6 protein-coding genes are annotated in these 13216 nt (G+C 67.2%); all 6 read left to right on the top strand.

Annotation, left to right across the window (positions count from 1 at the left end; translation table 11 throughout):
• The first annotated feature begins 385 nt into the window (after positions 1-385).
• The 6 genes from fdnG (at position 386) to ACZ5R1_RS05720 (ending at position 13170) form a co-directional block, all read left to right on the top strand.
• Complete coding sequence (gene fdnG, locus ACZ5R1_RS05695) at positions 386-3466, top strand: formate dehydrogenase-N subunit alpha (RefSeq protein WP_288405073.1); 3081 nt, start codon at positions 386-388, stop codon at positions 3464-3466.
• Positions 3466-4425 carry a formate dehydrogenase subunit beta gene (gene fdxH, locus ACZ5R1_RS05700; RefSeq protein WP_074584736.1) on the top strand — a complete coding sequence of 320 codons (960 nt, stop codon included), beginning with the start codon at positions 3466-3468 and terminating at the stop codon, positions 4423-4425. Before fdnG ends, fdxH begins: the two co-directional genes overlap by 1 nt.
• 46 nt (positions 4426-4471) lie before the next feature.
• Positions 4472-5095 carry a formate dehydrogenase subunit gamma gene (locus ACZ5R1_RS05705; RefSeq protein WP_007162369.1) on the top strand — a complete coding sequence of 208 codons (624 nt, stop codon included), beginning with the start codon at positions 4472-4474 and terminating at the stop codon, positions 5093-5095.
• A 172-nt stretch (positions 5096-5267) separates the two neighbouring features.
• Positions 5268-6185: a formate dehydrogenase accessory protein FdhE gene (gene fdhE / locus ACZ5R1_RS05710; RefSeq protein ID WP_007162370.1), complete on the top strand. Its 918-nt coding sequence runs from the start codon at positions 5268-5270 to the stop codon at positions 6183-6185.
• A 495-nt stretch (positions 6186-6680) separates the two neighbouring features.
• The gene (gene katG / locus ACZ5R1_RS05715; protein ID WP_464712859.1) at positions 6681-8942 is read left to right on the top strand and encodes a catalase/peroxidase HPI; all 2262 of its coding nucleotides are present in this window, start codon (positions 6681-6683) and stop codon (positions 8940-8942) included.
• Positions 8943-9174: 232 nt separating this feature from the next.
• A complete protein-coding gene (locus tag ACZ5R1_RS05720; RefSeq protein ID WP_464712860.1) occupies positions 9175-13170 on the top strand; it encodes a Pls/PosA family non-ribosomal peptide synthetase in 3996 nt (1331 codons plus the stop codon).
• Positions 13171-13216: the final 46 nt, after the last annotated feature.

Consider the following 13216-nt stretch of genomic DNA (forward strand, 5'->3'; position numbering starts at 1 on the left):
CCGCCGCAGGGGCGGTTACCGGGGGAGGGGTGGTGCTATGGCGGCGTCGGCAGGCGCTTGGACATGGTGAAGGGGTCCGAGGCATCGCGAGGAAAGTTAGCGAGCTTAGCATGACTTTCCGGCGCTGCCGAATCGACAGGATCAGCGGACCGCTCTACCGGACGCCTTTCGCCAGGCCCTGACCTTGCACATCCGCTGGATAAGCAGTCGCGATCCGCTGCCCACTCGCCACCCCGTTCGTCAGACCGCGGCGGATCAGGAGACGGAAGGCCGACTTCCATTGATCGGCGACAACAGCGAAGCGCTCGATAAGCCAGACGGTTGGGTTACTCTCTGTGCAGGGTCCGGCTACGCACCGGACCCAGCCTGAACGAGGATAAGAACCGTGGATATGAACCGTCGGCAATTCTTCAAGGTCGCTGGAGTCGGCCTTGCGGGATCCAGCCTGGCGGCGTTAGGCATGGCTCCCACAGCCGCCTTTGCCGACCAGGTGCGCCATTTCAAACTGGCGCACACCGTGGAAACCCGTAACACCTGTCCCTACTGCTCGGTCGGCTGCGGCCTGATCATGTACAGCATGGGCGACCGGGCCAAGAACGTGGCCCAGAACATCATTCACATCGAGGGCGACGCCGACCACCCGGTCAATCGCGGCACCCTCTGCCCGAAGGGCGCTGGCCTGCTGGATTTCATCCACAGCCCCAATCGCCTCAAGTACCCCGAAGTCCGCAAGCCCGGCAGCAACGAGTGGACCCGCATCAGCTGGGACGAGGCGCTCGGGCGCATCGCCACCCTGATGAAGGAAGACCGCGATGCCAACTTCATCGCCACCAACGACAAGGGCCAGACGGTCAATCGCTGGCTGACCACGGGCTTCCTGGCCGCCTCGGCATCCTCCAATGAAACCGGTTATCTGACGCACAAGATCGCACGGAGTCTGGGCCTGCTGGCCTTCGACAACCAGGCGCGCGTCTGACACGGCCCGACGGTGGCAGGTCTTGCCCCGACGTTTGGCCGTGGTGCGATGACGAATCATTGGAGCGACATCAAGAACGCCAATCTCGTCCTCATCATGGGCGGCAATGCCGCTGAAGCCCATCCATGCGGCTTCAAATGGGTCACCGAGGCCAAGGCGCACAACAACGCCCGGCTGATCGTGGTCGATCCGCGTTTCACCCGTTCCGCCTCGGTGGCGGATTACTACGCGCCGATCCGCACCGGCAGCGACATCGCCTTCCTGGGCGGGTTGATCAATTACCTGATCACGAACGACAAGATCCAGCAGGAGTACGTCCGCAACTACACCGACGCCGGCTTCCTGGTGAAGGAAGGCTTCACCTTCGAGGACGGCCTGTACAACGGCTACGATGCGGAGAAGCGCACCTACACCGACAAGGTGAACTGGGGCTATCAGATCGGCGACGACGGCTTCGTCAAGATCGATCCGACCCTGCAGGATCCGCGCTGCGTCTTCCAGCTGATGAAGCAGCACTACAGCCGCTACACCCTGGAGGTGGCCAGCCAGACCTGCGGCACGCCGCCCGAGGCGATCCAGAAGGTCTGGGCGGAAATCGCCGAGACCTCGGCGCCCGGTCGCGTCATGACCATCCTCTATGCCCTGGGCTGGACCCAGCACTCCATCGGCGCGCAGATCATCCGCTGCGGTGCCATGGTGCAACTGCTGCTGGGCAACATCGGCATGCCCGGTGGCGGCATGAACGCCCTGCGCGGTCACTCCAATATCCAGGGCCTCACCGACCTGGGCCTGCTGTCGATCCAGCTGCCCGGCTACCTGACCATCGGCGGTGACGGCGAGCAGGACTACAACGCCTTCATCACCAAGCGCGCCAGCAAGCCGCTGCGCCCGGGGCAGCTGAGCTACTGGCAGAACTACGGCAAGTTTCACGTCAGCCTGATGAAGGCCTGGTACGGCGACAAGGCCACCAAGGACAACGACTGGTGCTACCACTGGTTGCCCAAGGTCGATGTCACCGGCGCCGGCTACGACGTCCTGCGCTACTTCGACATGATGGGCAAGGGCCAGGTCAACGGCTATGTCTGCCAGGGCTTCAACCCCATCGCCGCCTTCCCCAACAAGGCCAAGGTGATGCGCGGGCTGTCCAAGCTCAAGTGGCTGGTGATCATGGACCCGCTTGCCACCGAGACCTCCGAGTTCTGGCGCAACCACGGCGATCACAACGATGTGAACACCGCGGAGATCCAGACCGAGGTGTTCCGCCTGCCCACCACCTGCTTCGCCGAGGAAGACGGCTCCCTGGTCAACTCCAGCCGCTGGCTGCAGTGGCACTACAAGGGTGCCGAGGCACCCGGCGAAGGGCGCAGCGACATCGCCATCATGTCCGAGCTGTTCCTCAAGCTGCGCGAGGCCTATTCCAGGGAGGGCGGGGCCTTCCCCGATCCCATCCTGGGGCTGTCCTGGCCCTACGCCAAGCCCGAGGAGCCGGCCCCCGAGGAGCTGGCCAAGGAGTTCAACGGCTACGCCGTCACCGATGTGCTGGATGCCAAGGGCGCGGTCTCAGCCAAGGCCGGCCAGCAACTCGCCGGTTTCGGCCAGCTGATGGACGATGGCAGCACGGCGTCGGGTTGCTGGATCTTCTGCGGGTCCTGGACCGAGCAGGGCAACCAGATGGCGCGGCGCGACAACAGCGATCCCTTCCACATGGGGCAGACCCTGGGCTGGGCCTGGTCGTGGCCGAACAACAGACGCATCCTCTACAACCGCGCTTCCTCGGATCTCCAGGGCAAGCCCTGGGACCCGAGCAAGAAGCTGGTGTGGTGGAACGACAAGGCGCAGAAGTGGGGCGGTACCGACGTACCCGACTACAAGATCGACGCCAAGCCGGCCGACGGCATGAGTCCCTTCATCATGAACCCCGAAGGGGTGGCGCGCTTCTTCGCCCTGGACAAGATGGCCGAAGGGCCCTTCCCGGAGCACTACGAGCCGTTCGAGACGCCCATCGGCGTCAACCCGCTGCACCCCAACAACCGCAAGGCCTTGAACAGCCCGGCGGCGCGGGTGCTCAAGGACGACTGGGCGGACTTCGGCGATCGCAAGGATTTCCCCTATGCGGCCACCACCTACCGCCTGACCGAGCACTTCCACTACTGGAGCAAGCACTGCCGCCTCAACGCCATCATCCAGCCGGAGCAATTCGTCGAGATCGGCGAGGTGCTGGCCAAGCAGAAGGGCATCGCCGCCGGTGATCTGGTGCGCGTCACCTCCAAGCGTGGCCACATCGTCTGCAAGGCGGTGGTGACCAAGCGGATCCGTCCGCTGCAGGTCAACGGCGAGACGGTGCACCACGTCGGCATCCCCATCCACTGGGGCTTCTCCGGTGTGGCGCGGATGGGTTATCTGGCCAACACCCTGACCCCCTTCGTGGGTGACGGTAACACCCAGACACCCGAGTTCAAGTCGTTCCTCGTCAACGTGGAGAAAGCGTGATGGCCAGTCAGGATATCTATGCCCGCTCCGCGACCACCACGGCCTACACCTCGGTGCGCACCCAGGCGGAAGTGGCCAAGCTGATCGACGTGTCCAAGTGCATCGGCTGCAAGGCCTGCCAGGTCGCCTGCTCGGAATGGAACGAGCTGCGCGACGAGGTGGGCCACACCCACGGCACCTACGACAACCCGGCGGACCTCACCGCGGACTCCTGGACGCTGATGCGCTTCACCGAGCACGAGGACGAGGCCGGCAAGCTGGAGTGGCTGATCCGCAAGGACGGCTGCATGCACTGCGCCGAGCCGGGTTGCCTCAAGGCCTGTCCGAGTCCGGGGGCCATCGTCAAGTACGCCAACGGCATCGTCGACTTCAACCAGGACCACTGCATCGGTTGCGGCTACTGCATCGCCGGTTGCCCCTTCGACATCCCGCGGATCTCGAAAAAGGACAACAAGGCCTACAAGTGCTCGCTGTGTTCGGACCGGGTCGGGGTCGGCCTGGAGCCGGCCTGCGTGAAGACCTGCCCGACCGGCGCCATCACCTTCGGCACCAAGGACGCCATGAAGGAGCACGCCGCCGAGCGCATCGTCGATCTCAAGAGCCGCGGCTACGAGAACGCCGGTCTGTACGACCCGGTTGGGGTAGGGGGCACCCACGTCATGTACGTGCTGCACCATGCCGACCAGCCGCAGCTGTACAACCACCTGCCCAAGGACCCGACCATCAGCCCCACCGTGGGCCTGTGGAAGGGCTTCACCAAGCCCCTGGCGCTGTTCGCCATGGGCGCGGCGGTGCTGGCCGGCTTCTTCCACTACGTGCGTGTCGGCCCCAACCGGACCGATGACGACGACGAGGTGGTCGAGGCGCCGCCCCGTCCCGAGGGCGATACGCCCAGGGGCGAGGTCAAGCAGCTGAGTCCGTCCGTGCAGATCTTCGATCCGCACGACAAGCAGCCCTAGCAGGGGTACGCCCCCGGCGTGGCCGGGGGCGTCCTGGGAGATCGAGATGAAACCTGAAATCCAGCGTTACAACGCCAACGAGCGGACCAACCACTGGATCGTGGCGATCCTGTTCTTCATGGCCGGGCTGTCGGGACTGGCGCTGTTCCATCCCGCGCTGTTCTGGCTTTCGAACCTGTTCGGCGGCGGCACCTGGACGCGCATCCTGCATCCCTTCATGGGCGTGGCGATGTTCGTGTTCTTCGCCTTTCTGGTGATCCGCTTCTGGCGGCACAACAAGATCGGTCGCGAGGACGCCCAGTGGCTCAAGCAGATCAACGACGTCCTGAACAACCGCGAGGAAAAGCTGCCGCCGATCGACAAGTACAACCCCGGGCAGAAGATCCTGTTCTGGGTGCTGCTGGCCTGCATGCTGGTGCTGCTGGTCAGCGGCGTGGTCATCTGGCGGCAGTACTTCGCCCACCTGTTCCCCATCCCGGTGATCCGCCTGGGCGCCCTGGCCCATGCCGTCGCCGCCTTCGTGCTGGTGCTGTCGATCATCGTGCACATCTATGCCGGGATCTGGATCAAGGGTTCGGTGACCGCGATGATGACCGGCTGGGTGAGCCGGGCCTGGGCGAAGAAGCACCACTCGCTGTGGTACGAGAAGGTCACCCGCGAGAAGAAGTGAGCCCTTTGCTGTTGGGCTTCGCTACGCTCAACCCAACCTACCGGATGAGGTAAGCGGCATTTTGCCCCCTCTCCCTCCGGGAGAGGGTTGGGGTGAGGGCAGCAGAGCCCGCACCCCAACCCGCCCGCTATCCTGAATACTCTCTTCCACCGTTCTGCTAAGGAGCCCTGCCATGGCGGGCCAGATCCTCGAGCCCGGCGAAATCGAAGCCGCGGCCGTCAATCCCGATTTCATCCTGCTGCCCGGTGGCGAGCTGTTCGGCTATCGCGCCGACCGCCTGCGCCTGCTGGCCACCGGCAATGCCCTGGGCGACTACCTGTTGCTGATGGCCGAGGTGTGCGAGGCCCAGCAAGGCGTCTTCGACCGCCTCGCGCCCCTGCCGTTGGACGAGGCGCGCAGCGCCCGGAGTCTGCAGCACGGCCTGCCACCCCTGGGCTACGACACCCTGGTCCGCGAAGGCGACTGGCTGCCCGCCCTGGATGCCTTGCTGGAGACCCTCACGCTCTCTCAGGCGCCGGTGCAGGCCGCCCTGGACGAATTGCGCCAGGCCGACGCGGGCCAGCGCAAGGCCTGGGCCATCGCCCTGCTGGCGGGCAGCTACGAGCTGGTGCCGGCCGGCGTGGTGCCCTTCCTCGGCGCCGCCCTGCAGGTGGCCTGGACCCACTGGCTGCAGCGCAGCGACTTCAGCGCCCTGCGCGAACAGGGCAGCCAGACGGCCTGCCCCTGCTGCGGCGCGCCGCCCATGGCCGGCGTCATCCATCACCTGGGCAAGGCCAATGGCCTGAGGTACCTCACCTGTTCGCTGTGCGCCTGCGAATGGCACTTCGTGCGGGTCAAGTGCAGCCACTGCGAGACCGGCAAGGGGCTGGGCTACTACTCTCTGAGCACCGACGACGCCAACGCCCAGAAGGCCCCGCTGCGCGCCGAGACCTGCGCCCACTGCAAGACCTACCTCAAGCACCTCTATCGCGACCACGACGCCCGCAGCGAGCCCCTGTCCGCCGACCTCGCCAGCCTGGCGCTGGACGTGCGCCTGGCGGAAGAGGGCTACGAGCGCCACGCGCCCAACCTGCTCTTCGCCCCGGGCTAGACCGGGCATGGCGACCGCCCGGGGCAGGGCGGTCGCCGTTCCTTCTGTTTCCGCATATGGCGCGCTGCTCCGCCCGGGCCTCTGTAGGCACACGCTCCCCGGTTGCGCTTCGTGAAGCCAAGCCGCGCGAACCTCGGCGAAGCGGTCGCCAACGTTGCTTATCGCGCCAAGAGTCGCTCGAGGATGCCCTGTCACCTGCGGGTCATCTTGCAGAGCCAGTCTATCGAGGGGCACAAAACCTTCTATCACGCCGGGCGGCGAAGCCGTCTAGTATGGAGATTGCGCCGCTTCGTCGGTGTGCCCATCTGATGAGGGGATAACAATGACCGAAACGTCCGCTTCGCCCATGGTGGGGCTCTCTCCGGAGCCGGCTCGACGCCGGCATCGGTGTCTGTCGAGCCCCTAGGCCGACGCGACTGGAACCACGCCTTCTGCAGGCCGTGCTGCTGTCGCGGCTGACAACCGGATGAACAAGACCCTGAGGTAGCCAAGAAGATGTCGACCGAATCCAAGTGCCCGTTCAATCACGCCGCCGGCGGCGGTACCACCAACAAGGATTGGTGGCCGAACCAGCTCAATCTCAACTTCCTGCACCAGCATTCCTCGCTCTCCGATCCCATGGGCGAAGAGTTCGACTACGCCACCGAATTCAAGAGCCTCGACCTGGAAGCGGTAAAGGCCGACCTGCGCGCCGTGATGACCGATTCCCAGGACTGGTGGCCGGCCGACTTCGGTCACTATGGCCCGTTGTTCGTGCGGATGGCCTGGCACAGCGCCGGCACCTATCGCGTCGGTGACGGCCGTGGCGGCGCCGGCCAGGGTCAGCAGCGCTTCGCGCCGCTCAACAGCTGGCCGGACAACGTCAGCCTGGACAAGGCGCGCCGGCTGATCTGGCCGGTCAAGCAGAAGTATGGCCGCAAGATCTCCTGGGCCGATCTCATCGTGCTCACCGGCAACGTCGCCCTGGAATCCATGGGCTTCAAGACCTTCGGCTTTTCCGGCGGTCGCCAGGACGTCTGGGAACCGGACGACGCGGTGTTCTGGGGCTCGGAGACCGTCTGGCTGGGGGGCGATGTCCGCTACGGCGAGCACAAGCAGATGGAGCAGCCCGGTGACGGCGTGCTGACCGCACAGCCCGAGCAGCATCCGGTCGAGCAGAGCCGCAACCTGGGTTCCAGCCGCATGCTGGAGAACCCGCTGGCTGCCGTGCAGATGGGCCTGATCTACGTGAACCCCGAAGGTCCCAACGGCAATCCCGATCCGGTGGCCTCGGCCCATGACATTCGCGAAACCTTTGGCCGCATGGCCATGAACGACGAGGAAACCGTCGCCTTGATCGCCGGTGGCCACGCCTTCGGCAAGACCCACGGTGCGGGCCCGGCCACCAGCGTCGGTGCCGAGCCGGAAGCGGCCGACCTGGAACAGCAGGGCTTCGGCTGGCAGAACAGCTATGGCACCGGCAAGGGCGCCGACACCATCACCAGCGGCCTCGAAGTGACCTGGACCTCCACGCCGACCCGCTGGAGCAACGAATACTTCGAGAACATGTTCAAGTTCGAGTGGGAGCTGTTCAAGAGCCCGGCCGGTGCCCACCAGTGGCGGCCCAAGGACGGCGCTGGTGCCAATGCCGTGCCCGATGCCCACGATCCCAGCAAGCGTCACCAGCCGACCATGCTGACCTCGGACCTGGCGCTGCGCTTCGATCCGGCCTACGAGAAGATCTCCCGCCGCTTCCTGGAAAATCCGGACCAGCTGGCCGATGCCTTCGCCCGTGCCTGGTTCAAGCTGACCCACAGGGACATGGGGCCGCTGGCCCGTTACCTGGGCCCGGAAACCCCGGCCGAGGAGCTGCTCTGGCAGGACCCGCTGCCCAAGGCTGAAGGCGCGCCCCTGGGCGAGGCCGAGGTCAAGGCGCTCAAGGATAAGCTGGCCGCATCCGGCCTGAGCGTGTCCGAACTGGTCGGCACCGCCTGGGCGGCGGCTTCCACCTTCCGCGGTTCCGACAAGCGCGGCGGGGCCAATGGCGGCCGGCTGCGCCTGGCGCCGCAAAAGGACTGGGCCGTCAACCAGCCGGCGCAACTGGCCAAGGTGCTGGGTGTGCTGGAGGGTATCCAGCGTGACTTCCAAGGGCAGGGCAAGCAGGTGTCCATCGCCGACCTGATCGTGCTGGCCGGTAACGTCGGGGTGGAAAAGGCCGCCCAGGCGGCGGGGCACTCGATCAGCGTGCCCTTTACCCCGGGTCGCGTGGATGCCTCCCAGGAACAGACCGATGTGCAATCCTTCGGGCACCTGGAGCCCTGGGCCGACGGCTTCCGCAACTACGTGGGCGGGGAGTTCAAGGTCAAGCCGGAATTCCTGCTGGTGGACAAGGCGCATCTGCTGAATTTGACCGCGCCGGAACTGACGGTGCTGCTGGGCGGCCTGCGCGTGCTGGACATCAACGTGGGCGGCGCCAAGCACGGCGTCTTCACCCAGCGGCCGCAGACCCTGACCAACGACTTCTTCGTCAACCTGCTGGACATGGCCACCGAATGGAAGGCCACCGGTCCGGACAAGGCCACCTTCGAAGGTCGCGATCGCAAGACCGGGGCCGTGAAGTGGACCGGTACCCGGGTCGATCTGGTGTTCGGCTCCCACGCCCAGCTGCGCGCCCTGAGCGAGGTCTACGGCAGTGCCGACGCCCAGGAGAAGTTCGTCAAGGACTTCGTCAAGGTCTGGACCAAGGTGATGGAGCTGGATCGTTTCGATCTGCGCTGATCGCCATGCGGTGACGGAAAACGCCTCCTTCGGGAGGCGTTTTTTTTTGGCCTCGCCAGCGACCCGCCGTCCATCCCCGATCAGTGGCGAGTCTCGCGAAGGCCACAGCCTGGAGCCATTCCGGCGCCCCCAGCGCGAGGGGCCGCCAGCCTTAAGCAAACCCTAAGCGCCCCTTAAGGAGCGCGTAACCCGGGAGATACAAACTGCGCTAAACACCCAGAGGCTGTCCCCCATGGAAGCGCTTGCCGAACTCTCCCTCAGTCTGGTCGAAGGCCCCATCCGCCCCGATCTGTGCCGCGATGAAGTCCTCGCCGATCTGTTCGAGGCCACCGCGGCGCGGGCGCCGGAGCGACCCGCCCTGCTCGAAGGCGAGCGCAGCCTGAGCTACGGTGAACTGAACGCCTGGGCCGACCGCGCCGCCTCGCGGCTGCTGGCCGCCGGCGTCGGGCCCGGTCGCGTGGTCGGCCTCTGGCTGCCGCGCGGCATCGAGCTGCTGGTGATGCAGCTGGCCATCGCCAAGACCGGCGCCGCCTGGTTGCCCTGCGATGCCGAAACCCCGGCCGACCGCGTGGCCCTGTGCCTGGAAGACGCCCAGGCGGTAGGCGTGATCACCGGGGCGCCCTTCGCCGATCTGCTGGCGCGCCCCGGGTTGCACTGCTGGACCCCCGACGCGCTGAGCGTCGCCCTGGGCAGCGGCGAAACCCTACGCCGGCGCGGCCTGGTCTCTCCGGACAATCTGGCCTATCTGATCTACACCTCCGGCTCCACCGGCAAGCCCAAGGGCATCGGCATCCGCCAGGACAGCATCTGCCACTTCCTGCGCAGCGAGAATTCGCTGCTCGGTATCGAAGCCGGCGATCGGGTCTACCAGGGTTTCTCGGTGGCCTTCGACATGTCCTTCGAAGAGATCTGGATCAGCTACCTGGTGGGCGCCACCCTCTGGCTGGCCCCGCGCGAGATCACCGCCGATCCCGAGGCCCTGGCCCGCGCCCTGAGCGCCAATCGCATCAGCGTGCTGCACGTGGTGCCGACCCTGCTGGCGCTGCTGCCGGAAGACGTCCCCAGCCTGCGCCTGATCAACCTGGGCGGCGAGATGTGCCCCGAGCCCCTGGTGGCGCGCTGGAGCCGGCCGCAGCGGCGGCTGTTCAACACCTATGGCCCCAGCGAGGCCACTGTCTCGGCGAGTCTGGCGCAGCTGCAACCGGGCGAGCCGGTGACCATCGGCCGGCCGCTGCCCAACTACAGCCTGCTGGTGGTGCCTGCCGATGCCAGCCAGCCACTGGCGCTGCTGCCGCGCGACCAGGTGGGCGAACTCTGCATCACCGGTCCCGGCGTGGCCGATGGCTACCTGGGCCGCCCGGAGCTGACCGCCGAGAAATTCCTGCCCAATCCCTGGAGCACCGGCAGCCACGACCTCAAGCTCTATCGCACCGGTGACCTGGCGCGGGTCGACGAACACGGCCAGGTGCACTGCCTGGGCCGGGTCGATGACCAGGTGAAGATCCGTGGCTATCGCGTCGAGCTGGGCGAGATCGAAGCCACCCTGGCCCGGCAACCCGGGGTCGGGACCGTGGCCGTGGTGCTGCGCGAAGAGGCCGGCGTGGAGCAACTGGTGGCCTTCCTGGTCGGCGATGGCGGCCCGCTGCCACGCAGCGACCTGCTGCGCACCGAGCTGGCCGGCTGCCTGCCGCTGTACATGGTGCCCAGCCGCTTCGAATGGCTCGGCGAGATGCCACGGCTGAATTCCGGCAAGATCGATCGCAAGCAACTGCGGGCCCGGCCCCTGGCCATCGCTGCCGTGGCGCCGGTCGCTCCGGCCAGCGGCGCCCTGGGTGCGCTGCTGGCGGCCACCGCCGAACTCTTCCCCGGTCAGCCGCTGCACGCCGAGATGGATTTCTTCGACGACCTGGGCGGGCACTCGCTGTTCGCCGCCCGGCTGGTCTCGCGCCTGCGCCAGGATCCGCGCTATGCCAGTGCCACGGTCAAGGCGGTCTATGCCGGCCGCACCCTGGGCGCCATCGCCGAGGCCCTGGAGGCCGACGCCGCCGAAGCGGGCGCAACGACGGCCACCGAGGCCTGGGCGCCACCCAGCCGCTGGCGGCGCTGGCGCTGTGGCCTGGCCCAGGCGGTAGCCCTGCCGCCGCTGCTGACCCTGCGCCTGGGCCGCTGGCTGGCGCCCTTCCTGGCCTTCCCGCTGCTGATCCATTCCGGCACCGCGCTGCCCCTGGCGATGCTGACCGCCCTCAGTCTGTTCGTCCTGGCCATCGGCCTGGAATTCGCCGTGGCCGTGGTGGGCAAGCGCCTCACCGGCCGCCTGCAGCCCGGTCGCTATCCGCTCTGGGGACTGACCTACTACCGCTGGTGGCTGGGTGAGCGTTTCCTCGCTCTGGCGCCGGCCTACCTGCTCAGCGGCTCGCCCCTGGCGCGGGGCTGGCTGCGCCTGCTTGGCGCACGCGTCGGCGCCGAAGCCTTCGTCGGCACCCTGACCCTGCGCGTCCCCGAGTTGCTGACCCTGGGGCAGGGCGCCAGCCTGGGCAACGGCGTCAATTTCGAAAACGCCCGGGTGCTGCGCGGCGAATTGCTGCTCGGCGCCGTGACCCTGGGGCGCGAAGCCCAGGTCGGCTCCTATGCCATCCTCGAAGGCGACACCGCCCTCGGTGACGGTGCGCGCCTGCAGGCCCAATCCGCCCTGCGCAGCGGTCAGCGCATCCCGGCCGGCCGCCACTGGGGCGGCGCGCCGGCCCGCGATCAGGGTGCCGCCGGTGCCCGCGTGCTGCCGCCGGCCCCGGTGTCCCGTGCCCAGCGTGCCCTGCTCAAGGGCCTCTATGCCCTCAGCGGCCTGGTGGTCTCGGTGCTGTTCTTCATGCCGCTGTTTCCCCTGGCGCTGCTGATCGACGAACTGGAAAGCTTTGGTGGACTACCCTGGTGGCACACCTCTTCGCTGCTGCTCGATGCCCTGCAGTACGGCGTACTGGCCCTGCCGCTGGGCGTGGTCAGCGTCGCCCTGACCCTGCTCGGCTGCGCCCTGGCGCGGCGGCTGATCCTGCCACGCCTGGAAGAAGGCCAGTGGTCGATCGACAGCCTCTTCTACTGGCGCAAGTGGCTGGCCAACCTGATCCAGGAGTCGGCGCTGCAAAGCTTGCAGGGCCTCTATGCCACCGTCTATTCGGCGCTCTGGTATCGCCTGCTGGGTGCCCGGGTCGGTCGCGATGCCGAGATATCCACCGCCCAGGGTCCGGTCTCCTCGTTGCTGGAGCTGGGCGCCGAGACCTTTATCGCCGATGCCGTGATGCTCGGTGACGAACAGGTCGCCCAGGGCTGGATGACCCTCAGACGCACCTCCATCGCCCGGCGCAGTTTCGTCGGCAACGGCGCCTATGTCGCCGACGGCTGCCACATCCCCGAAGACGCCCTGATCGGTGTCCTGGGTCGACTCGACGAGGGTGTGCCCCTGCGCCAGGGCGAAACCTGGCTCGGCTCGCCGGCGGTCCGGCTGCCGGCGCGGGAAACCCTGACCGGCTACCCGGAAAGCCTGACCTTCCGCCCGGCCCCCTGGCGCCGGGTGGCGCGTGGCCTGATCGAAGCCCTGCGCATCGTGCTGCCCACCGGCTTCACCGTGGCCGCCGGCTGCGCCATCGCCGAGGCCTTGGTGCCGCTGTGGCAGCAGGGCGCCTGGCTGCAGCTGCTCGGCGAGACCCTGCTGGCCGGCAGCGCCTTCGCCCTGGCCAGCTTCCTGGTCGTGCTGGGGCTCAAGTGGCTGGTGGTGGGCCGTTATCGTCCGCGTTCGGCGCCCATGTGGACCTTTTTCGTCTGGCGCAGCGAAGCCATCACCAGCCTCTACGAAACCCTGGCGGTGCCCAATCTGCTCGGCACCCTGCGCGGCACGCCCTGGCTGCCGCTGGCGCTGCGCCTGCTCGGCGCCCGCCTGGGTCGCGGCACCTACCTGGATACCACCGACCTCACCGAATTCGACTGCGTGCGCCTCGGTGACTACGGCGAACTCAACGCCCTGGCCGGTCCCCAGACCCACCTGTTCGAAGACCGGGTGATGAAGGTCGGCGAGGTGGAGCTGGGCAAGGGCGTCAACCTGGGGCCGCGCAGCGTGGTGCTCTATGGCGCCCGCGTCGGCGACGACGTGGAACTGGGTCCGCTGTCGCTGGTGATGAAGGGCGAAACCCTGCCGGGTCGCTCGCGCTGGGAGGGTAACCCCGTTCAGCCCCGGCGCTAGCACTGTCACACAACCATAAAGACAGCCCCGGATACTCCGCCCCGTA

This window comes from Pseudomonas sp. Pso3 (genome assembly GCF_055393275.1).

Excerpts from the sequence above, each read along its gene's own strand:
- fdxH (WP_074584736.1), top strand. The coding sequence starts at position 3,466 with ATGGCCAGTCAGGATATCTATGCCCGCTCCGCGACCACCACGGCCTAC.
- ACZ5R1_RS05705 (WP_007162369.1), top strand. The coding sequence starts at position 4,472 with ATGAAACCTGAAATCCAGCGTTACAACGCCAACGAGCGGACCAACCAC.
- fdhE (WP_007162370.1), top strand. The coding sequence starts at position 5,268 with ATGGCGGGCCAGATCCTCGAGCCCGGCGAAATCGAAGCCGCGGCCGTC.
- katG (WP_464712859.1), top strand. The coding sequence starts at position 6,681 with ATGTCGACCGAATCCAAGTGCCCGTTCAATCACGCCGCCGGCGGCGGT.
- ACZ5R1_RS05720 (WP_464712860.1), top strand. The coding sequence starts at position 9,175 with ATGGAAGCGCTTGCCGAACTCTCCCTCAGTCTGGTCGAAGGCCCCATC.